Genomic DNA, 20,025 nt, shown 5'->3' with positions numbered 1-20,025 from the left:
GAGCAACGCCCCGGTCAAGATGCCGGGGCGTTTTCATCACTGCTCTCAGCGCGGGTACAGGTCTTTGTAGTACGGCAGATGCGTGTCGGCCAGGGCCTTGACCTCCGAGTACGGAATCACGGCCGTATCCCCGCAGGCCGCGACCACGTGCGGCAGGCTGGTCGGCGTGAGGTTCAGGCCCGCTGAGCTCAGGTGCACCGTGAACTCAAGACCGCCCGCCGTGAGGACGTCCCGGCAGTCCGGGTCGAGATCCGGGGCCGGGTGCGCGAGGTACAGCGCCTCCTGCTTCGCGGCGCTCAGGCCCGGCCAGAGCTGCGTGACCTTCACCTCCCGTCCGGTCGCGCGGTCGAGGATCAGCCCATGGGTGTAGTTGTCGGGGTGGGCGCCGCCGCAGTAGTAATACACGTCCTCGCGCACACTGACGAGGCGCGCGCTGAGGTACGGAACCGTCGCGGTCAGATCGTACCCGTTGCTGAGATCACCCTGCATGTCCTCTGCAAGCTGCGAGCGGCAGTCCAGGGCGTCGGCTGCATGCTGAAGCTGACGGTCCTGCAACGCGCCGTTCAGGGCCGCGCTCCCACCCAGCACCCGCGGGTAGGCGAGCTGCGACACGGGCTCGCGCACGCTCTGGCCGCCGGACGCCCGCACCCACGCGCGGTTCAGTTTCAGGAAGGTGAGCGGATCGTCATGCCGGAGCCGGAGCAGGCCCGGTGTGGACGGCAGCTTCAGCGGCATGCGCACGACAGCCACGGCGTTCAGCACGACGGGCAACGAGGTTCCGAGTTTGGCCGGAGCCCGCCACGTTCCTTTCAGGCCCGTCCCAGCCGGGCTCAGCGTGAAACAGCCGGTCACGACGGTCTCCCCGGCCGCCTGTTTGCGAACCTCCTCCTGAAGGATCAGGGCGCTGCCCTGGTGGAAGGGCGTGAGCTGGATGTCCAGGCCGATCCGCTCGTAGGTGTACCGCAGGCCGGGACTGTCGGTTCCTGCGGTGCTCAGGGCAATCGGCCGTCCCCCCAGGGTGCCCCGGTACACACCCTCGTGGGCGCCGGTGGGCAGGCCCGGCTGCCCGCCGCACTCGTGCAGGTCTTGCGCCCCCGCGTGCGCCAGAAGCGCAAGGGTCAGGGTGGTCAGCAGCAGTCTCACGCTGCTCAGGCTAGAGCAGTTTGCCGGTAGACGCGGCCAGAAACAGGAGGGCTGGTCGCTTCAGTGCAATCCTGCCGGGTAAACCCCACTCGCTCCGTTCCTGCACCATGCCCACACCCATTTTTGGACGCTCAGAGGGGTTCGAGCAGCGGCGGTGTGCCCCGGCGGTCGAAGCGGCCGGAGCGCAGCAGGTCGTTCTCGAACGGCCCGAACGGCGAATGCGCGTACGCCCAGGCGACGGCCGCATTGACGTCATAGGGCACCACGCGAAAATCCGCCGTCCAGTGGCCGTTCCGGTGTTCCAGCAGCGTCCAGCGGGCGCGCGGGTCGCCGTCCACCTGATCGCTGACTGCACCGGCGTTCACGACCAGCGTGTCGCCCACACGGGTGGAACCTGGCCGGTGCGTGTGCCCACACACCACGACCTCGGCGTGTAGTGGCGCGACCTCCTGCCACAGGTCAAGGGGATCGCGGGAACGGTAATAGCCCTCCTGACCGTCCTGGCCGTGCTCCCACATCCACAGCAGGCTGTTCCAGGCGTTTCCCGGCGTGCCGTGGCAGGCGAGGATGCTGCCCAGGCGGGCGGTGAGGGGCAGAGCCGCGAGGTGCGCGCGCCGGGCGGCCGTCACGTGCTGGTCGAGGTACGCGCCGATCTCGATGGACAGCGCGTTTCTCCGGCCATCCGGCCAGAGTTTCTCCTCGTTGTTGCCGCGCACCTCGACCGCGCCCAGTTCGGCCTGCAGGGTGGCCGCCCGGCCCGGATCGGCGCTGCCCTCGATCTGGTCGCCCAGATTCAGCAGCGCGTCGGGTGACGCCGCACGCACCTGCTCCAGCACGACCTCAAGCGCGAACGCGTTGCCATGCACGTCACTGATCACTGCGACCCTCACGCGGCGCAGGCTAGCGCGTCCGGGACACGGCACAGCCCACACGAGGCCCCGTCGCCGTTCCCAGGTAGCATGCGGGCCATGAGTATCCTGCCCGACTGGCGTATCCGTGAACTCGCACTCGCTGGCATGATCGACCCCTTCGAGGATCGGCTGGTGCGCACCGCCGAGAACGCGCAGGTGATCAGCTACGGCCTCAGCTCCTTCGGGTACGACCTGCGCTGCGCCGACGAATGGAAGATCTTCACGAACGTGAACAGCGCCGTGGTCGATCCCAAGCACTTCGACGAGCGCTCCTTCGTGGACATCCAGGCGGCCGAGATCATCATTCCGCCGAACTCCTTCGCGCTGGCCCGCAGCCACGAGTACCTGCACATCCCGGACAACGTGATGGTCGTGGCCCTGGGAAAATCGACGTACGCCCGCTGCGGCATCGTGGCGAACGTGACGCCGCTGGAGCCCGGCTGGGAGGGCCACGTAACGCTGGAGTTCAGCAACACCACGCCGCTGCCCGCGAAGATGTACGCCTTCGAGGGCTGCGTGCAGCTGCTGTTCTTCGAGGGCGAGCGGCCCGAGGTGACATACGGCGACCGCAAGGGCAAGTACCAGGGTCAGCGCGGCGTGACCCTGCCCCGCCTCTGAGAAGTGCGGGCCCGTGATCCGGGCACGTCTGGAGGCGGATCTTCCCCGGCTGGTTCGGGCGCTGCGCGAGGTGCATGAACGGGACGCCTACCCGTCGGTGTGGCCGGAGGATCCCGAGAGTTTCCTGAACCCGCCGGGCACGCTGGGCGCGTAGGTGGCCGAGGCGGGGCATGGCGCCGTGGGTCAGGTGGTGCTTCGAGCACTCCCGGACGACCTGCCGCCCTGGGCGCGGGTGACCGAGAAACCCGCAGACGAGCTGGCGGTGATCTCTCGGCTGTTCGTCAGCCCGGCCGGGCGGGGCGTGGGAATGGCCCAGGCGCTGTTCCACACGGCGTGGGCCACGGCCCGCAAGCTGAAGCGGCGCGCGGTGCTGGACGTGCACACGCGCAACGCCGCGGCCATCCGGCTGTACGACCGCTCGGGCTGGGAACACAGTGCCACGGTGGAGGGTGACTGGCTGGAACCGGACGGCACCGTTCCGCTCGTCCGGGTGTACGTCTCGCCCAATCCATGAGAGTGGCCCCTCCACCACACGGAGGGGCCAGCTGGGTTCAGGCGAGGGTCAGGGGTAGGCGACCACCGTGACGGGCACATCGGGATTGGCGATCGTCGAAGAACCGCCCACGCCGTTGACCACGTTCAGGATGCCGCCCTTGCCGTTTCCGGGGTCGAGGAAGATCGTCAGCAGGTCGCGCAGGCTGCCCGCGGGCAGCGTGGTCGGCACCACGAAGGCGTTGTCGGCGTAGATGTCGATGCCCTGGTTGAAGAAGCTGTAGCTGCCCATGCCCGCGCCATTGAAGGCCCTGACGCCCTTCGTGACCCGCAGGGCCGGGTAGCCCTTGACGGTCGGCGCGGACATCCACGCCGCCTGGCTGGGCGGATCGTACGGCATCTCGTTCTGGAAGAAGATCACCTGGCCGCCGTTCCCGTTCCAGATCACCTCGTCCTTCTGGTAGTGCTCGACGAACAGGCCGGTGGCGGTCACATTGTCGCCGTTCACGATCACGCCGTGGTCGGCGGTGTTCATAGTCCAGCCCACGCCATTGCCATGGTCGGCCCGCCACGCCCACAGGTCATCCAGGATGACGTGGTCGCTGTTCACTTCGAGACTCACGGTGGCCCGGCCCGCCTGCGCGCCGCCGATCCGGAAGAACACGTCCTGCACGGCCGTGGGGTTGGCGGCGCTGCCGTGGTGGTCGTTCCCCCACTCACGGCCATCATCGCCACGTCCGTCGCGGCCATGCCGGGTGCCGACCTGCATCAGCACGTCGGAGTTCACGGGGCCGGCGTCGATCATGAGCCCGGCCACGTCCACGCCGGGCACATCGGCGACGGTGATAGCCGCATCGCCCTGCTGGGGCGTGAGGAGTGGCAATCCCAGACCGAGCACCACCGTATTCGCCCGTTTGATGTCGATGCTGCGCTTCAGGTTGTACGCGCCGGGCGTGAACAGGACGTTCTGGCCACGCGCCAGCTGCGAGTTGATGGTCTGCGCGCTGTCGCCGGGGTGCGCGACGTAGAAGTCTTTCAGGGGTAGGAAGCGTCCGGCCGCCGGGCCCGCCTGCCAGGTGGTACCGCTGGAATTCGTCTGCGGGGCAGGCACAAACACCTGGTACGCGCCCTTGCTGTCCACGGTCAGGAACGGCTTCTCGCGCGACACGGGCGTGGTGGGCAGGGTGGTGTAGGGGCCAGAGGTTGACGTGCCGGGGAAGACCTGCGCGGGTGCCCCCACCACGCCGGAGAACACCTGGTTCCATACGCCGTTTGACCAGCCGCCGATGGTGCTGTTGCGGGTGTAGAACTGCTGCTGAGAGCCATTGATGACCGTGCCCTCGAAGGCAGAATCGGCAATGAAGCCGCCGCTGGCATACGACGGACCAGTACAGTAGTCCATCAGCGTAATGTTCTGGCCGTTGCCGACGATATGCATGCGGCGCATCGGCGCGGCCTGCGACACCGCCCAGAACTCGCCGGTATAGCAGCCATTCGCGTTGGCGACGTTGATCTTCATGTTCGACAGCGAGCGCCAGAAGTTGTTCAGGGCGATGCAGCTGCCAGCATCGCACTGATTGTGCACGGAGACGGAGCCGACGATGGTCACGTCGTCCGGGCTGGCTCCCAGGCCCGCGACCTCGGTGCCGTAACCCACCTCGACGTTCAGGGGATCGTCTACCGAGCCGTATGTGCCGGGCTTGAACAGCAGGGCGTAGCGTTCGGGGCCGAACTGGTTGGAAACCTGCTGCGCCGCGATCTGATTGGCGACCGCGCGGATCTCGGCGGTACTCATGCTGGGGTCAAAGACCCTCACGTTCGGGCCGAGATCCTGGGCCGTGATCTTGGCAGCGGCCAGGACGGCGTCGGACGTGGCGACCGGGGACTGACCGCAGGCACCGAGGAGCAGCCCCAGGCCGGCGAGCAGGGCGGCAGTAGGGCGGGAGGAACGGGGTAGAACGGATGGCGCGGTGGGCACGGATTGGGTTGTCACGGGCATCCTCTCTGGCGCTGGGCGCGGCGTGGGGCGACGGGACATCGGGCCGGGACGGGTACGGGCGCATCCTCCTTTCTGCCTGAGGCCTGGGTGCCTGGGAACCGCGACGCTCCGCTCGGTTGGCGCTGAACGATATGGGAAAGTACCGTCCAGCGGCAGGACGATGGGGCACGACAGGTTGAGGTGAGTGGAGTATGACACACTTCACTGGGTATTGAAAGCGCTTTCTTCGACCCGGCCTGGAGCCCTCCTGCCCCAGCGTCCCGTCACACTGGGGCCAACGTTAAGGGGCCGTTCATCTGTGAACAGAGCGTCAACCCGGCGGTGCCCGCCACCACCGCGGCCCTGTCAGGGTGAAGACATGCCGGACAAAGACGACAAGAACTCGGGCCACACCAGCCAGCCCCAGGAGTACGACCGCACCAAGACGGAGGTCACCGGGATTGAGGACGGCCACAGCCCCTCGTTCAAGGACAACAACGACCGCGAGGCCAAGGCTCCCCGCAACACCGAGGACGGCCTGAGCCACAAGGAACTGAAAGACCGCGAAGAGGCCCGCAGCGTTCCCGCCAGCAAGTAAGCCTTCCCTCCTCCGGAGCTGAATGAATCGGCTCCGGACTTTTATGCCCCGGTGCCCAGATGACCAGACCCCACCTCTCCCGCAGTGCCCTGGCCATGGCCTCCCTGTTTGTCTTCACCGGGACGGCCCACTTCGTCCGCCCCGGCCTCTTCGATCAGGTGGTTCCGCCGGGCACGCCAATGTCCGCCCGGAGTGCCACCCTGATCAGCGGCGCGGCCGAACTGGCCGGTGGTCTGGGCCTGCTGTGGTCGCCCACCCGTCCGGCCGCCCACTGGGGTCTGCTCGCCCTGCTGGCCGCCGTGTTTCCGGCCAACGTGTTCATGGCCCAGCATCCGGAGCGTTACGGCCTGCCCGCCTGGGCACTGTGGGCCCGGCTGCCGCTGCAACCCCTGCTGATGTGGCTGGTCTGGCGGGCGGGGCGCTCAGCCGACTGAAGCCGGGCGCTGGTTCCGCTCAGTCCTCGTCATCCGCGTCGTCGAGGTCGTCGACATCGAAGCCGGGCTCGTCGCCCTCCCAGCCGGCCCCCAGTGCGGTGCGACGCAGGTCGTCGCGCGGGGCGCTCAGGCGGGTCTCGTCGTCGCCGGTGTCCTCGCCGGCCAGCACCGCCTGCGCGCGGGCCAGCACTGCAAGGTCGGCCGGGCTCGTGCCGTAGCGCTCGGCCAGATACGCCGCCACCCACACCCCGAAGCACCACAGGCCCAGCTGACCGGCGTAGCCCTGCGCGCCGTCCGGATACTCGACATGGATGACCTCGTCGATGCGGGTGGTCAGAATCTCGCTCGTCAGACGCAGGGGGTCGTCCAGGTCGCCTAGAACCAGCGCGACTTTCGCATCGCCCTTCTCGTGCAGGGCCTCGAAGGCGCCGGTCGTCAGGGGCAGCGGGTCGCCCAGCAGCGGGATTGCCAGGGTCTTGCCCACGCGGGCCAGAAGCTGCTGCCATGCGTGCGGCAGGGCCTCCGCATCGGGCGCGGCGAGCAGCAGCGGCTGGCGGCCCCACAGGCTCCACGCCAGGTCACGGGCAGGGTTGCCTTCCTCGATGTGCGGGGCACAGCGGGCCGCGAGGCTGGCGATCAGCGCGTCGGCGGCCTGCGCCTCGTCCGCGTGACCGCTGGCGTAGGCCAGGTACTGCGCGAAGTGGTACGTGGCGAGTGGCCCGCCGGGCACCAGCACGTCAATCTCGCCCGGCGCGCCACCGGTGCTCGCGTGGCGGACGCTGGCCCCAGCCACCTCGGCCAGATCGGCGTAATCCGTGGCCGCGCTGCGGGCGTCGGGGCTGCCCAGGACGAACTGCGTGCCGCTGCGGGCCAGCACGCCGGGCACCAGGGTCTGGGCCAGGTGGGCAGCCAGGGTCCCCTCGCCGGTGCCGACCAGCCCATAGGGGCCGCTCTCGATCTTTGTGGGGCCGGCGTAACTGCCGCTCAGGGTTTCGAGCAGGGTCAGGAGGGTCGATGCTTGAGCCGTCATACCGTCCAGGGTACAGGCAAAGCGGCCACACCGGCCGGGTCGCGCCGGAAAATATGGCGCTGCGAACGGGATTTCCAGCTTCATACCCGTTTAACCTTGCATGCTAGAATCCTGCGCGTGTGTTTCCCCGGCGGCCTGCGTGCAGCGGCCATGAATGCAAACACCACCCCGGAGGGTGGCGTTCGTGTCCTGCGTGGTGCACTCGACTGGGCTCGAACCAGCGACCTTTGGCTTCGGAGGCCAACGCTCTATCCAGCTGAGCTACGAGTGCGCGCTGCTCCGTCAGTGCAGAGCCCCGGTACCCTAGCACCTGCCTCAAAGGAGTTCAAGTGAATCGTAAACCGCTCGTCAATGGTCTGCTGATCCTGCTGGCCATCCTGCTGGTGGCCGGCATGGCCTACCAGTTCACACCCGCCCTGCAAAGTGGCTCCCTGTTCGGCAACAAGCAGACGGGCACGCCGGCCCTCACCGTGAACGGCCAGACGGTCACGGTGGAGGAACTCGAGGCCGTGAAAGCCGGTAACCAGGTGCTCGCCAGTACGGACACTGGCGTTCTGGCCGATGATTTCAAGACGTACATCGTACAGAGCAAGGTGCGCGAGAAGCTGATCACCGACGCCGTGAAGGACATCAAGGTCAGCCGCGACGACGTGAACGCGGACGTCAAGAAGATCCGCGAGCAGAACCAGCTGACCGACGACAAGGCCTGGACGGACGCCCTGCAGAGCCGGGGCTTCACCGACGCCTCCTTCCGGGAGCAGGTGCGCGCCAGCCTCGCGTACCAGCGCAAGGTCGAGGATCTGAAGAAGGCCGCGCCCGCCGCCACGGACGCCGAGGTCAAGGCCTACTACGACCTCAACCCCCAGGCCTTCCAGAGCGACGCGCGCATCGTGGGCCGCCAGATCGTGGTCAGCGACAAGGCCAAGGCCGCCGCGCTGCTGGCGCAGGTCAAGGGCGGCGCAGACTTCGCGCAGCTCGCCAGCACGAACAACGCCGCCGCAGACTTCAAGGATCGCGGCGGGGCCCTGGGGCCTATCGAGAACGGCGCGCCGCGCCCCGTGGCGCAGGTGGCGCTGCCCACCGAGGTCGGCCCGGCCGCCTTCGCCCTCACGCAGGGCGGCGTGACGGACGTCCTGTCGAGCGGCGGGAAGTTCTACATCGTGAAGGTCGAGAAGTACCTGGCCCCCGCCGCGAAACCCTTCGCGGACGCCAAGGCCGACGCCGTGACCGCCGTGAACGAGCAGAAGAAGAATGCTGCGCTGGAAAGCTGGATCGCGGGACTGGAAAAAGACGAGAAGATCGAGTTCAAAGATCCCAACTGGAAGATCGAGAACCCCACCGTCGCCACGGTGGCCGGGCAGAACATCCCGTATTCCGACGTGCTGGAACAGGTCGTGAACAACCAGCAGTTCGGCCAGCTGCTCCAGCAGGTGCCGGCCGATCAGGCCGCGCAGCTCGTGAACGGCATTCTCAAGCCCCAGGTCATGCAGCAGCTCATCCAGGGCTACGCCGCGCCGACCATTGCCCAGAAGCTGAACCTGAACCTGGCGGGCAGCCGTCAGGAGGTGGCTGCCGGGCTCGCGGCGTACGGGGCCCGCGACGTGAAGGTCACGGACGCCGATATTCAGGCGTTCTATGATCAGAACAAGTCGCAGTTCCAGACCGCTGCCAGCGGCACGGTGTCGGAAGCGAACTTCAAGGATCAGGCCAAGGCCGTGGCCTTCCGCAGCGGCTGGAACGGCAGCGGCACCTTCACCAGCGCCGCCACGAAGGCGGGCGGCACCGTCAGCGAACACGGCGCCGTCACGGCTGGGGACGGCAAACTGGCCACGGATCTGAACGCGGCCGTGTTCACGGCCAAGACCCTGCGCACCGCCGGCGAGGGCAGCCTGAGTGACGTCGTGAAGTCCGGCGACCGCTACTCGGTGCTGTACGTGACGGATCTCAAGGCGGCAGCCACGCAGCCCCTGAGCGCCGTGCGCTCGCAGATCGAGACGCAGGTGCTGGCCAGCAAGAAGCAGGCGGAAGGCCAGAAGTTCCTGAGTGCGCAGGTCGCCACGCTCAAGCCCGTGGACAAGCTCAAGGACGTCCTGGCGGCCCAGGCCAAGCGCGTCGCGGCGGCCACGCCCAAGGCAACCACCCCGGCCACCGGCAGCGGCGCGACCACGCCCGCCACGGGAACCCCGGCCACCGGCACGCCCTCGTCAGGCAGCACACCGGCCACGACCACACCCACCACCAAGTAAACCTGTTCAGCCTTTCCGGGGCGGCCTCGCGTGAGCGGGCCGCCCTTTTCCTTTGTCTTCTCTGGTTCGTCGGCTGGCTTGCACCGTAAGGGCGGCGCTGCGCCCCTGCCCACCCGACCGCTACAATCCCCTGGTTATGTCGCGCGTGTTTTCAGGAATCCAGCCGACCGGTGAACCCCACATCGGGAACTACTTCGGGGCCATGCAGAATTACGTGAAGCTGGGCCAGGAGTACAGGAAGAACTCCATCTACTGCGTGGTCGATCTGCACGCCCTGACCAATCCGGCCGCCTTCGACCCCCGGCTGCTCGCGCAGCGCACGCTGGACATGGCGGTCGCGAACTTCGCGGTGGGGCTCGATCCGTCGCAGGTGATCTTCTTCCTACAGTCGCATGTGCCCGAGCACCAGGAACTGTCGTGGGTGTTCACGAACATCACGCCTGTCGGGGATCTGGAACGCATGACGCAGTACAAGGACAAGGCCGGGCAGCTGGAAAGCGTGCCGGCGGGCCTGCTGATGTACCCGGTGCTGATGGCCGCCGACATCCTGCTGTACAAGGCCGACACCGTGCCGGTCGGCGAGGATCAGACGCAGCACATTGAGCTGACGCGCGAGGTCGCCAGGAAGTTCAACCACGCCTTCGGGGAGACCTTCCCGGAGCCGAAGGCCGTGTACAACAAGCAGGCGCTCCGCATTCCCGGCGTGGACGGCCAGGGCAAGATGAGCAAGAGCAAGGGCGAGTCCAGCACCATCGGCCTGTTCGAACCCATGGAGTCCATCTGGGCCAAGCTGCGTGTGGCGCCCACGGATCCGGCCCGCGTGCGCCGCACCGATCCCGGCAACCCGGACGTGTGCCTGGTGTTCGATTACCACAAGCTGTTCAGCGGGCTGGATACCATCCAGATGGTGGACACCGAATGCCGCCGCGCCGGGATCGGCTGCGTGGACTGCAAGAAGGCCCTGATGACCGGCATCACGGAGCACCTGACCCCCATCCAGGCACGCGGCGAGGAGCTGCGCGGCGACCTGGACTCCGTGCGGGACGCGCTGGCGCAGGGTGCGAAGGACGCGCGGGCGATCGCAGCGCCAGTGATGGAGGAAGTCCGCACGAAGGTCGGATTCCTGCGCCTCTGATGCCTACCGCGCGCCCGTCGTGACCACGCTGCTGGCCCCGTCCGGCACCTTTCAGGTGACCCTGCCCGCATTTTGCGGCACCCTGAGCGACCTGGCTGGTGCGCTGCGCACCGGCCGCGTGCTGCCCGGCGAGGTGCCCCTGCTGCGCCTCACGCGCGAGGTGCTGGCCTGGGTCTCAGCGCTCACGGGCGGCGGCCCGGCCACCCTGGCGGACACCCACCCGGAAGTGCTGCCCACCCTGGCCGGCGTGATCGCCCTCAAGGCCCGCCTGCTGCTGCCGCCACCGGAACCGGACGACCTCCCTCCCGAACCGGACGACCTGCTGGATGAGGTCACGCAGGGCGTCGAGGCGCTGGCGGAACTGGACGCGCTGGTCAGCTTCCTGGCCGCCCGCCGCCGCGAACGCGAGGGCCTGCTGCCCGGCCGCCCGGTGCCCGTGAATCTGCCCCGCCGCGAACGGCCCCGCAATCCGCAGGGCAGCCTCGCCAAACTCGTGAAGGCCGCGCAGAACGCCGTGCGGCAGGTCGAGGTGCCGCTGCTGTCGCGTGAGCGCCTGACCCTGGCGGACGCGCTGGGCGCGCTGCGTTCCTTCGGACGGCGGCTGCGGACCTTCACCTTCCGGGGCGTGCCCACCCAGGACTGGGGCGAACGCACCACCTACTTCGCGGCCCTGCTAGAGGGCGTCAAGGAGGGCAGCTTCAGCGTGCAGCAGGACGAGGTCTACGGAGACATTGCCGTCGCGTCGCACCTGGTGGACGGATAACGCCGACATCGGATCAGCACCACCCTGTCACCGGAATGACACCGCCGCGCCTCCAAGAGTACGGCGCGCAGACCGGCATTCACACGCGAAAAAACCATGTGGCTCAACGCACTACACTGACGGAGGAGCAGGAACACCCGCTGGCTCCATGCTCCCATCAGGGCCACTCGTACCAAGGAGAAGAACGGTGAATTTCCTGCTCACGTCTGCCGGGATCAAGAACCCCAGTATCCAGGGCGCACTGGTCGACCTGCTGGGTAAACCGATTGCCGAGGCCAGCGCCCTGTGCATTCCCACTGCGATCCTGCCCTTCCCCGGTGGGCCGACCATGGCCTACCGGTTCCTTAGCGGCGCGACCGCCAACCCCCTGGTCGAGTTGGGGTGGAAGTCGCTGGGCGTGCTGGAACTCACGGCCCTGCCCAGCATCAAGAAGGAGTACTGGATCGCCGCCGTCGAGGAGGCGGACGCCCTGCTGGTGTACGGCGGTGACGTCTGGTACCTGTGCCGCTGGATGAGGGAGTCCGGGCTGGCCGACCTCCTGCCGTCGCTCCGCGAGAAGGTCTACGTGGGGGTGAGCGCCGGCAGTATGGTGACGGCCCCTGTCTTCGGCGAGACGTACGACGATCCGGAGAAGCCCTTCGTCATCGATCAGGGGCTGGGACTGGTAGACTTTGCCCTGCTTCCGCACCTGGATCACAAGAACCACCCGGAAAGTGCCTCAGCCAAAGTGGAGCGAATGGCCGCCGAGGTGCCCGTGCCAACCTATGGAATCGACGACCAGACCGCGATCAAGGTGCAGGGAGGCCGTGTCGAGGTGGTCTCCGAAGGGCAGTGGAGACTCTTCACGCCCTAGGGGCTGTCGGCACCTGTCGAATCAAGGGCGAAAAAGACGTGTAACTCGACACTTGAGCTGTACGGTGGACAGCAGGGCTAAGGGTGTTCCGTCGAATCGGAGACGCACCCAGCCAGTTCCGCTTGCACGCACTCCAGCACGGGATTTCTTCGCTCTACTCGGCCGTCAGCGGCATGCCCTACGTCAGTTCGAAGGCATCCCGCAAGGCGAGTGCGAAGACCTGAAAGGCGAGGCTGGGGCTGGCGTAGGCCTCGAGCGCACCTTGCAGGGCGTCCAGGGCGCTGTCTGCGCGGGCCCGCTGGTGGGCCGGATGATGCCGCCAGGTGAAGCGCAGGGTCTCCGGGTGCCACGCCGGGTCGAAGCGCTTTTCCAGGGCCTCGGCGGCCTCCAGGGCCGGAAGCAGGCCGTCGGGCAGGGCGGCACCAAGGTCACGGGCGTCCTGTAGGGCCGTCCGGATCTTTTCCAGGTCGTCCAGCACGCCGGCGCGTCCGGCAGCGAATTCGATGAGCTCGGGTTCCGGGGTGTGCCCGGCACGGGTCAGGGCGTGTTCCAGGGCGCGGTCGCTGGCGGGCGTCACGCCCAGGCGGGCGCTGCGGCTCACGATGGTGGGCAGCACCGCGCGCACGTCCTCGGCCAGGAACAGGAACAGCGCGCCGTGCGGGGGTTCCTCCACCAGTTTCAGCAGGGCGTTCGCGGACTCGGCGCCCAGGTATTCCGCGCCGTTCACGATCACCACGCGGCGCCGGTGGGTGGGGCGCACCTCCAGGAATTCGAACACGTGCACTTCGAACTCGTGGGCCTTATCGCGGGCTTCCAGGATCGCGCCGATGGGAATCAGCTTGCGCCGGGCGGCCTTGCCGGTGGCGGTCGTGGCGCGCGGCTCGACGTGCAGCACGTCCGGGTGACTGCGGGCACTCAGGGCCCGGCACGACGGGCATGCGCCGCAGGCCTCGCCGCCGGGGCCACGCGGGCCGGAGCAGTTCTGTGCGGCAGCAATGGCCAGGGCCACACCGAGTTTGCCCACACGGGCCGGGCCGCTGAGCAGCAGGGCGTTGCCACCGAAGGCCCCAGCCTGTTCCAGCACCTGCGGGTGCAGGGTCGTGGGGAGCGACATCCTACTTCCCGATGGCGAGGCGGGCGGCGAGCACCTGGGGCAGACCGGCCTCCAGGGCGGCCTCCTGTGCCCGTTCGATGTCGTAGGACACGCGGAAGACCTCGTAGTGCATGCGGGTCGAATCGAACACGGCGTAGCTGGCCTTGGGGTTACCGTCGCGGGGCTGGCCCACGCTGCCGGGGTTGAGGATCACGCGGGTGCTGGGGGGCACCAGATAACTGCCGCCGTCCTGAAAGGGCTGCATCTTGATCCACTCGCCGACCGGAGCGTTCAGCGTGGCGTACACGGCGGGCACGTGCGTGTGTCCCACGAAGGCCAACCGCCCGTGCCACTGCGCGAAGGCCTCGCGGGCGGCCGTCACGGAGTCCGTGTAGTCGTCCAGGCTGGTGGGTGTGCCGTGCCGGTAGCGCGCCCCGACGTCCGGATCGTCCACGCCGTCACGCCACAGTCGCACCCACGCGACGTCCCGTTCGGACAGGCGTTCCAACTGGTACTTCAGGGCCAGCGAGACCACACTGTCCTTGGGTTCGCGTTTGCCGTCAGCGTACTCGAGCAGCATCTGGTCGTGGTTGCCCATGATGCACACGGCGTCCAGGTCACGCAGGATGTCGAGCACCTCGCGCGGGTGCGGGCCATAGCCCATGGCGTCGCCCAGGTGGATCACCTGATCGTACTTGCGGGAATCGGCATCCTTGAGGACCGCCTGAAGGGCGGTGTGGTTGGCGTGAATGTCAGAAAGCAGCAGGAGCCGCACACCGTTCATGATAGCGCCCCCGCCGCTCCGCGCGCCGACGATTTCAGCCACTTGGCGCAATGACCCCGGCCGGGACCTGGCCGCCCGTTCAGATAGGCCGCGACATCCAGTCCTCGGCCAGCACCTGACCGTCCCGGCGCACGGCGTCCGGCTGCCGTCCCCACACGCGGAAGCCGTGGCGTTCGTACAGCCGCCGGGCCGCCGCCTGGGTGTCCATGACGGCGAGGACGAGGATGGTCACGCCGGGCCATGTTTCCGCGTGCTGGATGGCGGCGCGCACCAGCGCGTCCCCCACACCGCGCCCACGGGCGGCGGGCGCGACCGACACGCCGTACACGTTCACGCGGTGCGCCATGATCGCGGCCTCCTCGCGCGCCAGGGTCAGCAGGCCGACCAGCGTACCGTCCACGAATGCACCGAGGGTCACGGCCTGCGCGTTGGGGTGCAAGCGGGCCGCCACCTCGTCAAGTGGCCTGGCCGCGAACTCGTCGGCAGTGGTCAGGAAGGCGGGCGGGTCGGCGCGTAGGGCAGCCAGACGCACCTCGCGGTACGCGGCAGCGTCGGCAGCGGTCAGGGGGCGGACGCTCACGCCCACCGGCGCGGAGTGCTCAGCCACGGACGCGGTCGGGCATCGCCAGGATGACCGTCTCGGGCGTGGTGGGGCGTTCCTGGGCGGCCACCCGATCCCGCCAGTTCAGGACATGCCCATCCACGCGCACGTTCCGGGTGAGGCCCAGGTCGAGGTCGTGCACCAGCCAGCCGGTTCCGTTCCACGCACCCTGGGCGACCACGCCATCCTCCGGCAGTCCATCGTCCGACGGCGCGTAGATGGCCGCCATGCCGTGCGCGTCCTCGACGGCGTAGCTCCACATGGCGTCCGCGATCAGCGGAGCGTGCAGGGCGTACAGCTGGCCCTCCAGGGCACGGGCCATGCTGCCCACCCGCACGCGGGTGTAGCCGCGCCGCGAACCGGTGAACGAGGGCACGATCAGCAGCTCCGCGCCTGCCTCCGCGAGCGTGCGGGCGAGCGGCGGGAATTCACTGTCGTAGCAGATGGCGATTCCGAACTTCACACCACCCAGGTCGAACACGCGCACCCCGTGGCCAGGCATGATGTGCCATTCCTCGGCCTCGAAGCGGGTCATCATCAGTTTGTCCTGCCAGGAGACCGCGCCGTCCGGGCCGATCACGTACGCACGGTTCACGAAACCGTCCGCGTGCGCGACCGGGAAACTCGCGGCCACGAGGCACACGCCGTGCTGCCGGGCCAGACGGGTGTGGAGCGCCAGGAACGCGGGCAGCAGGGCCTGCAACTCGGGCCGCATGCCCAGGACGTCGTGGTGCAGTTCCGGCGGCAGCAGGCTGACGAGTTCCAGCGCTCCGTACTCCGGGAAGACCAGCAGGGTCGCGCCCTGGCCGGCGGCGTCCTGCATCCACCGCTCCACTTTCGCCTCGTACGCGGCCCAGTCCGGGTGGAACTCCACCGGGTACGCTGCCACTGCCACTCGGATGACCGTCATGCCGGCAGTCTAGCGGCGGGGCCAGCCCGGTCTCAGTGGACGCCCTGCCAGTCCTTCACGAAGCCGCCCACCAGTTCATCCAGCACGTCCGCCGCTTCGAGCGCACCTCCGCCCACGTCCAGCGAGCCGAAGATGTTGTCCTGCCACAGCGTGACGCTGTCGTAGGTGCCGTCCTTGGTGAGCCAGCCTTCCAGGGTGCCGTCGAAGGTCTTGCCGTCGGTGGTGGTCGTGAAATCGAAGTACAGGTTCAGCTGTCCGGTGCTGCTCAGACCCTTGGGCTGGCAGGGCGAGTCCGCGACCGCGATCTTGGCGGCGTCGAGCGCGTCGTAGATCCGCTGGATCAGCTTGGTGCGGATCGCGTCGTTCTCCTTGTCCTGCTCGTGGTACCCGGCATTCACGCACACGGTCTTGAAGGCCTTGAGGTTGGCCGGTGTGCGGTCGGCCAGGGCGCTCCCCGACAGGGTACTCAGGGTCAGCAGAACCAGAACGGGGCGGGGCAGCAGGGAATTCGTCACGTGAACCTCCACTTGGCGCTCGAAGATGAGTCACTGTACCCGGCCAGCCGGGCGGCACGCTACGGTGGGGCATGACCGTGGCGCCGGCCCCGTCTCCCCCGCTCCTGCCGCACCCTCCCGTGACGGCCGGTGCGTACCGCGAGCAGGTGTGGACGGCCCTGCTGCGTGCCCATGCCTGCGGCTATCCGCTGCCTCCACACGGCCACCACCCGAACTTCAAGGGCGCACGCCCCGCCGCACAGGCCCTGCTGACCCACCCGGACGTGGCGGCCCTGCGGGTGCTGATCGTGGGGCCGGAACGTGCCCTCCAGCCGCTGCGGAAGCTGGCCCTGCAGGCGGGCGTGATCCTGTACGTGCCGCACCAGAAGAAAGAAGGCTGGTACTGGCGGCTCACGGATCCGGCGGGCGCGCGGCTCTCGGCCATGCCGCACGTGGGCGAGGCCGTCCGCCGCCCCGAGGGCGCCCAGGGAGCCGTGATCGCCTGCGTGGCCGTGGACGATGCCGGACAGCGCCTCGGCAAGGGCTTCGGCTGGGCAGCGCGCGGCCTGAAGCTGGGCCTCCCGGAGTTCACGCTGGCCCACCCGCTGATGATGACGCCGGTTCTGCCCTGCGCGGCGGACTCGCGGGTGGCGCTGATCGGGACGCCCGGCGGGGTGATCGGAGTGCGAACGCCCGCGCCCGACTCGGAACCCTGAACGCGCGTGGCGCGTACTGTGGGGCATGACGTCCTCCCGCAGCAAACTCTTGGTGCCTACCATCCTGACGGTCGCGGGGGTCGGCGTGGCGGCCGGCGCGGCCTACCTCGCCCGGCAGCGCAAGGGCGACGTGAAGGATTTCGTGGTGGCGCGCGTCCTGGAAGCGCCCGCCGGCCGCAGCTCGTACACGGACCTCGCGCAGAGCTTGGAACGCGCCGGGAACCACCTCGCGGGCCGGGCCGCGCGGGCCTCGGACACGCCTGCCAACCGCGAGGTGCTCGCGCACATCATCACCATCGAACGCTGGGGGCAGAACCGCCTGCGGGTGGCCTTGGGCGAGCGGCCATTCGTGAAAGACGAGTCTCCGGCCTACCGCCCCCCTGCCACCCTGAGCATGGATGAACTGCGGGGGCTGCTGTCCAGCACGCGGGCGGGGACGGTCGAGCTGACCCGGAACCTGCACCGGCACCCGCCGCAGGACGACGTGACCGTCGAGCACAACAGTCTGGGGCCACTGACCGCGAAGGCGTGGCTGCGCTACCTGACGCAGCACGCGGATCTGGAAAGCCGCCGGCTGCGGGGTGGACAGGAAACCCACAGCGTGCCGGAACGCGCCGCGTCCTGAAGTCATCTCCTCCCGCCGGTGGGGGTACTGGGCCCGCCGCTGGGGGTATGGCCCCCGCGGATTCCTCGGTTACGCCGTGATCACGGCCAGCATCGCCGGATGGAGCCCCGTCCCACAGAGAGTTCTGTAAGAGCACCCTCCCTACGCTGAGCGCAAGATGAGTGTCCTGAACAGCGTATTGACGGCGATCGTGAAAGACGGCGCGAGCGACATCCACCTGCGGACCGGAAGCGCCCCGGCCGGGCGGGTGGACGGCGAGATCAAGCGGTACGGCGACGCCCGCCTGAGCCCCGAGCATGTGGAGGGCTTCGCCCGCGAGATGATGACGGCCGCCATGTGGCAGCACTTCGAAACCAAACGCGAGGCGGACTTCGCGTATGGCATTGCCAGCCTGGCGCGCTTCCGCGTGAACGCCTACTACCAGCGCGGCACGATCGGCCTGATCATGCGCGTCATCGAGGACAAGCCCATTCCGTCGTTCGCGGATCTGGGCCTGCCGCAGGACACCTTCGAAGCGCTCGCTCACCATGAGCGCGGTCTGGTGCTGGTGACCGGCCCGACCGGCAGCGGCAAGACCACCACGCTAGCCAGCATCCTGAACCACATCAACGCCACGCAGCCCGTGAACATCGTGACGCTCGAAGACCCGATCGAGGTGCTGCACCGCGACCAGATGGCCATGGTCAGCCAGCGCGAACTGGGCATGGATACCCTGAGCTTCGCGAACGGCCTGCGCGCCAGCATGCGCCAGGACCCGGACATCATCCTGATCGGCGAGATGCGCGACAAGGAGACGGTCGAGGCCGCGCTCTCGGCCGCGCAGACGGGCCACCTGGTGTTCAGTACACTGCACACCCAGGACGCCGTCCGGACCGTGAACCGCATCATCGATTTCTTCGCGCCGCACGAACGCGACCAGATCCGCCTGGGCCTCTCGGAGAGCATCGTAGGCATCGTCAGCCAGCGCCTGCTGCCCCGCGCCGGCGGTGGCCGGGTGCTGGGCATGGAGATCCTGCTGGGCACGCCCACCGTGCGCGAGTGCATCAAGGACTCCGAACGCACCGAGGAGATCAAGCAGGCCCTGCTGGAGGGCGGATCACGCGGCATGCACACCTTCGACCAGCACCTCGCGGAACTGGTGGCGGCGGGCAAGATGACGGCCGAGGACGCCATGGCCTCCGCGACCAGCCCGCACGAACTGAAGATCATGATGATGCGCGCCCAGTTCGCGTAATCCAGCCAGAGGACAGGTCAGAGGGCCAGGATGATCCGCTCCTGGCCCCCTGTCGTCGTCCGTTTACTTCCCGATCCAAGGCGGCACCGAGCCACCCCTCTGCCTCAGGATCAGATACAGCTGTCCGGTGTGGTGCTGGATGTGGCGGGTGTTGTACACCAGCAGCTCGAAGGCCAGCGTCGCCTGCGGATGATCCGTGCCCACCAGTTCCAGCGCGGCCCCGGCCTTGCGGCGGCCATGCGCCAGGTAGAGCAGCAGGTCATCGCGTCCGTAGGTGGGCACCTGGGTCAGCGGGACGGGCGCGGCGGAGAGGGACGTGAACGGCTCCGGCGAGGGGAAATCAGTCACCACGCGCTCCAGGTAGCGGTCGAGCGCGTCCAGGCAGTGCCACACCAGCACTGCGAATCGAGGCTCGGCCGGGTCGTGCCACAGGTCGTCCGGACAGGCCCGCACCGCGTGCTCCAGCATGCCCAGCGCCGCGGCGCACTGCTGCCAGACGATGTGCTTCGTGGCGTCATCCATGGTCATCCCCCAGGGCGCGGGTTACAACGCAGGACTCACTGCACCCGGTCAGCCACTACCATAGCGGCATGATCGTGAAGTACGGTGGCAACGCCATGAAAAGCCTTGAGTTGCGGCGCGCGGTCGCCTCGGAGATCGCCGCGCTGCGGTCGGAGATGCCGGTCGTGGTCGTGCACGGGGGCGGGCCGGTGATCGAGCGCGAACTCGCCGCGCGTGGCGTGACCAGCGGCTTCCGGGGCGGCCTGCGCGTGACCACGCCGGAAGCGATGGACATCGTGGAGATGGCCCTGTGTCAGCTGAACAAGCAGCTGTCCCAGGACGTGGGGCAGGCGGTCGGACTGATGGGCCGGGACAGCGGCCTGCTGCGCGCCGAGGTGCTCGACCCGGAGCTGGGCCGGGTGGGGCGCGTGACCGGCGTGAACGCCGACCTGCTGCGCACCCTGCTGGGGGCCGGGATCACGCCGGTCCTGGGGTGCATTGCCGTGGGGCCGGACGGGGACGCCCTGAACGTGAACGCCGACACGGCCGCCGGCGCGGTCGCGGGCGCGTTGCACGAGGGCATCGTGTTCCTGACCGATGTGGACGGCGTCTACCGCGCGTTCCCCGACCCGGCCAGCCGCGCAGCCACCCTAACGCGCGCCGAGGCCGAGGGCGGCATCGCGGCGGGCTGGATTGCGGGCGGCATGATCCCCAAGGTGCAGGCCGCGCTGGATGCGCTCGACCGGGGAGCGCCGTTTGCCACCATCGCCAGCGGCATGACGGCGGGCGTGCTCGCCGCCGCCGCCCGCGGCGAAGCGGGAACGCGCCTCATTCCCTGAAGGCCGGGACATGCGGCTCGCTGGGGC

General features: G+C 68.6%; 23 protein-coding genes and 1 tRNA gene. 13 read left to right on the top strand and 11 right to left on the bottom strand.

From position 1 onward, the window contains the following. Nucleotides 1-45 precede the first annotated feature (45 nt). Nucleotides 46-1,143: a hypothetical protein gene (locus E7T09_RS15465; protein WP_240741822.1), complete on the bottom strand. Its 1,098-nt coding sequence runs from the start codon at nucleotides 1,141-1,143 to the stop codon at nucleotides 46-48. A 131-nt stretch (nucleotides 1,144-1,274) separates the two neighbouring features. Further along, on the bottom strand, nucleotides 1,275-2,033 hold the full coding sequence (locus tag E7T09_RS15460) for a metallophosphoesterase (RefSeq protein WP_136390080.1): 759 nt from the start codon (nucleotides 2,031-2,033) through the stop codon (nucleotides 1,275-1,277). Between the two features lie 78 nt (nucleotides 2,034-2,111). Here E7T09_RS15460 and dcd point away from each other — a divergent pair, with 78 nt between their 5' ends. The 3 genes from dcd to E7T09_RS15450 are packed head-to-tail and all read left to right on the top strand — an operon-like array spanning nucleotide 2,112 to nucleotide 3,186. Next, complete coding sequence (gene dcd / locus E7T09_RS15455; protein WP_136390079.1) at nucleotides 2,112-2,672, top strand: dCTP deaminase; 561 nt, start codon at nucleotides 2,112-2,114, stop codon at nucleotides 2,670-2,672. Nucleotides 2,673-2,685: 13 nt separating this feature from the next. Then, nucleotides 2,686-2,826, top strand: a complete 141-nt coding sequence (locus tag E7T09_RS22265; RefSeq protein ID WP_240741821.1) for a hypothetical protein — start codon at nucleotides 2,686-2,688, stop codon at nucleotides 2,824-2,826. Continuing rightward, the gene (locus E7T09_RS15450) at nucleotides 2,827-3,186 is read left to right on the top strand and encodes a GNAT family N-acetyltransferase (RefSeq protein WP_370293993.1); all 360 of its coding nucleotides are present in this window, start codon (nucleotides 2,827-2,829) and stop codon (nucleotides 3,184-3,186) included. Between the two features lie 48 nt (nucleotides 3,187-3,234). On the opposite strand, the gene E7T09_RS15445 is transcribed toward E7T09_RS15450, so the two are convergent. Continuing rightward, nucleotides 3,235-5,163, bottom strand: coding sequence for a glycosyl hydrolase family 28-related protein (locus tag E7T09_RS15445; RefSeq protein ID WP_136390078.1), 1,929 nt, complete (start codon nucleotides 5,161-5,163; stop codon nucleotides 3,235-3,237). Between the two features lie 358 nt (nucleotides 5,164-5,521). Between E7T09_RS15445 and E7T09_RS15440 the strand changes: the two genes are divergently transcribed. Then, entirely contained in the window at nucleotides 5,522-5,740 is a 219-nt protein-coding gene (locus E7T09_RS15440; protein WP_136390077.1) for a hypothetical protein, read from the top strand. Nucleotides 5,741-5,799: 59 nt separating this feature from the next. After that, entirely contained in the window at nucleotides 5,800-6,174 is a 375-nt protein-coding gene (locus tag E7T09_RS15435) for a hypothetical protein (RefSeq protein ID WP_136390076.1), read from the top strand. 19 nt (nucleotides 6,175-6,193) lie between these two features. On the opposite strand, the gene E7T09_RS15430 is transcribed toward E7T09_RS15435, so the two are convergent. Together E7T09_RS15430 and E7T09_RS15425 are read right to left on the bottom strand one after the other, a co-directional pair. Beyond that, nucleotides 6,194-7,204, bottom strand: coding sequence for an SIS domain-containing protein (locus E7T09_RS15430; protein WP_136390075.1), 1,011 nt, complete (start codon nucleotides 7,202-7,204; stop codon nucleotides 6,194-6,196). 194 nt (nucleotides 7,205-7,398) lie between these two features. Continuing rightward, nucleotides 7,399-7,475 (bottom strand) — tRNA-Arg (locus tag E7T09_RS15425). Between the two features lie 58 nt (nucleotides 7,476-7,533). Between E7T09_RS15425 and E7T09_RS15420 the strand changes: the two genes are divergently transcribed. From E7T09_RS15420 to E7T09_RS15405, 4 genes are all read left to right on the top strand, one after another. Then, on the top strand, nucleotides 7,534-9,450 hold the full coding sequence (locus E7T09_RS15420; protein WP_136390074.1) for a peptidylprolyl isomerase: 1,917 nt from the start codon (nucleotides 7,534-7,536) through the stop codon (nucleotides 9,448-9,450). A gap of 136 nt (nucleotides 9,451-9,586) precedes the next feature. Next, nucleotides 9,587-10,585, top strand: coding sequence for a tryptophan--tRNA ligase (gene trpS, locus E7T09_RS15415; protein WP_136390073.1), 999 nt, complete (start codon nucleotides 9,587-9,589; stop codon nucleotides 10,583-10,585). Between the two features lie 19 nt (nucleotides 10,586-10,604). Next, complete coding sequence (locus E7T09_RS15410) at nucleotides 10,605-11,348, top strand: ScpA family protein (protein WP_136390072.1); 744 nt, start codon at nucleotides 10,605-10,607, stop codon at nucleotides 11,346-11,348. A gap of 187 nt (nucleotides 11,349-11,535) precedes the next feature. After that, entirely contained in the window at nucleotides 11,536-12,201 is a 666-nt protein-coding gene (locus tag E7T09_RS15405; RefSeq protein ID WP_136390071.1) for a Type 1 glutamine amidotransferase-like domain-containing protein, read from the top strand. 178 nt (nucleotides 12,202-12,379) lie between these two features. Here the strand turns inward: E7T09_RS15405 and E7T09_RS15400 are convergent, their stop codons facing one another. The 5 genes from E7T09_RS15400 to E7T09_RS15380 all read right to left on the bottom strand — a co-directional run bounded on the left by E7T09_RS15400 (nucleotide 12,380) and on the right by E7T09_RS15380 (nucleotide 16,104). Then, nucleotides 12,380-13,315: a DNA polymerase III subunit delta' gene (locus E7T09_RS15400; protein WP_136390070.1), complete on the bottom strand. Its 936-nt coding sequence runs from the start codon at nucleotides 13,313-13,315 to the stop codon at nucleotides 12,380-12,382. Nucleotide 13,316: 1 nt separating this feature from the next. Continuing rightward, the gene (locus E7T09_RS15395) at nucleotides 13,317-14,078 is read right to left on the bottom strand and encodes a metallophosphoesterase (protein ID WP_136390069.1); all 762 of its coding nucleotides are present in this window, start codon (nucleotides 14,076-14,078) and stop codon (nucleotides 13,317-13,319) included. A gap of 79 nt (nucleotides 14,079-14,157) precedes the next feature. Beyond that, on the bottom strand, nucleotides 14,158-14,658 hold the full coding sequence (locus E7T09_RS15390; protein WP_240741819.1) for a GNAT family N-acetyltransferase: 501 nt from the start codon (nucleotides 14,656-14,658) through the stop codon (nucleotides 14,158-14,160). A 19-nt stretch (nucleotides 14,659-14,677) separates the two neighbouring features. Continuing rightward, the gene (locus tag E7T09_RS15385; protein WP_136390067.1) at nucleotides 14,678-15,589 is read right to left on the bottom strand and encodes a carbon-nitrogen hydrolase family protein; all 912 of its coding nucleotides are present in this window, start codon (nucleotides 15,587-15,589) and stop codon (nucleotides 14,678-14,680) included. Between the two features lie 32 nt (nucleotides 15,590-15,621). Then, entirely contained in the window at nucleotides 15,622-16,104 is a 483-nt protein-coding gene (locus E7T09_RS15380) for a hypothetical protein (protein WP_136390066.1), read from the bottom strand. A gap of 71 nt (nucleotides 16,105-16,175) precedes the next feature. On the opposite strand from E7T09_RS15380, the gene E7T09_RS15375 reads away from it, so the two are divergent. The 3 genes from E7T09_RS15375 (at nucleotide 16,176) to E7T09_RS15365 (ending at nucleotide 18,658) form a co-directional block, all read left to right on the top strand. Continuing rightward, nucleotides 16,176-16,799 (top strand): 5-formyltetrahydrofolate cyclo-ligase, encoded by a 624-nt coding sequence (locus E7T09_RS15375; RefSeq protein ID WP_136390065.1) that lies wholly within the window; start codon nucleotides 16,176-16,178, stop codon nucleotides 16,797-16,799. Nucleotides 16,800-16,824: 25 nt separating this feature from the next. After that, nucleotides 16,825-17,424, top strand: coding sequence for a DinB family protein (locus tag E7T09_RS15370; protein WP_136390064.1), 600 nt, complete (start codon nucleotides 16,825-16,827; stop codon nucleotides 17,422-17,424). A gap of 157 nt (nucleotides 17,425-17,581) precedes the next feature. Beyond that, a complete protein-coding gene (locus tag E7T09_RS15365) occupies nucleotides 17,582-18,658 on the top strand; it encodes a PilT/PilU family type 4a pilus ATPase (protein ID WP_136390063.1) in 1,077 nt (358 codons plus the stop codon). Between the two features lie 63 nt (nucleotides 18,659-18,721). On the opposite strand, the gene E7T09_RS15360 is transcribed toward E7T09_RS15365, so the two are convergent. Beyond that, on the bottom strand, nucleotides 18,722-19,180 hold the full coding sequence (locus tag E7T09_RS15360) for a DinB family protein (RefSeq protein WP_168734866.1): 459 nt from the start codon (nucleotides 19,178-19,180) through the stop codon (nucleotides 18,722-18,724). A 68-nt stretch (nucleotides 19,181-19,248) separates the two neighbouring features. Here E7T09_RS15360 and argB point away from each other — a divergent pair, with 68 nt between their 5' ends. Continuing rightward, nucleotides 19,249-19,998, top strand: a complete 750-nt coding sequence (gene argB / locus E7T09_RS15355; protein WP_136390061.1) for an acetylglutamate kinase — start codon at nucleotides 19,249-19,251, stop codon at nucleotides 19,996-19,998. Nucleotides 19,999-20,025 lie beyond the last annotated feature (27 nt).

The organism is Deinococcus sp. KSM4-11 (assembly GCF_004801415.1).
Classification (GTDB): domain Bacteria; phylum Deinococcota; class Deinococci; order Deinococcales; family Deinococcaceae; genus Deinococcus.
Note: the sequence above shows the minus strand (reverse complement) of the source record. Positions and strands in the feature narration are given on the sequence as shown.

Excerpts from the sequence above, each read along its gene's own strand:
- trpS (WP_136390073.1), top strand. The coding sequence starts at position 9,587 with ATGTCGCGCGTGTTTTCAGGAATCCAGCCGACCGGTGAACCCCACATC.
- E7T09_RS15430 (WP_136390075.1), bottom strand. The coding sequence starts at position 7,204 with ATGACGGCTCAAGCATCGACCCTCCTGACCCTGCTCGAAACCCTGAGC.
- E7T09_RS15370 (WP_136390064.1), top strand. The coding sequence starts at position 16,825 with ATGACGTCCTCCCGCAGCAAACTCTTGGTGCCTACCATCCTGACGGTC.
- E7T09_RS15445 (WP_136390078.1), bottom strand. The coding sequence starts at position 5,163 with ATGCCCGTGACAACCCAATCCGTGCCCACCGCGCCATCCGTTCTACCC.
- E7T09_RS15400 (WP_136390070.1), bottom strand. The coding sequence starts at position 13,315 with ATGTCGCTCCCCACGACCCTGCACCCGCAGGTGCTGGAACAGGCTGGG.
- E7T09_RS15435 (WP_136390076.1), top strand. The coding sequence starts at position 5,800 with ATGACCAGACCCCACCTCTCCCGCAGTGCCCTGGCCATGGCCTCCCTG.
- E7T09_RS15385 (WP_136390067.1), bottom strand. The coding sequence starts at position 15,589 with ATGACGGTCATCCGAGTGGCAGTGGCAGCGTACCCGGTGGAGTTCCAC.
- E7T09_RS15375 (WP_136390065.1), top strand. The coding sequence starts at position 16,176 with ATGACCGTGGCGCCGGCCCCGTCTCCCCCGCTCCTGCCGCACCCTCCC.
- dcd (WP_136390079.1), top strand. The coding sequence starts at position 2,112 with ATGAGTATCCTGCCCGACTGGCGTATCCGTGAACTCGCACTCGCTGGC.
- E7T09_RS15440 (WP_136390077.1), top strand. The coding sequence starts at position 5,522 with ATGCCGGACAAAGACGACAAGAACTCGGGCCACACCAGCCAGCCCCAG.
- E7T09_RS15365 (WP_136390063.1), top strand. The coding sequence starts at position 17,582 with ATGAGTGTCCTGAACAGCGTATTGACGGCGATCGTGAAAGACGGCGCG.
- argB (WP_136390061.1), top strand. The coding sequence starts at position 19,249 with ATGATCGTGAAGTACGGTGGCAACGCCATGAAAAGCCTTGAGTTGCGG.
- E7T09_RS15360 (WP_168734866.1), bottom strand. The coding sequence starts at position 19,180 with ATGGATGACGCCACGAAGCACATCGTCTGGCAGCAGTGCGCCGCGGCG.
- E7T09_RS15395 (WP_136390069.1), bottom strand. The coding sequence starts at position 14,078 with ATGAACGGTGTGCGGCTCCTGCTGCTTTCTGACATTCACGCCAACCAC.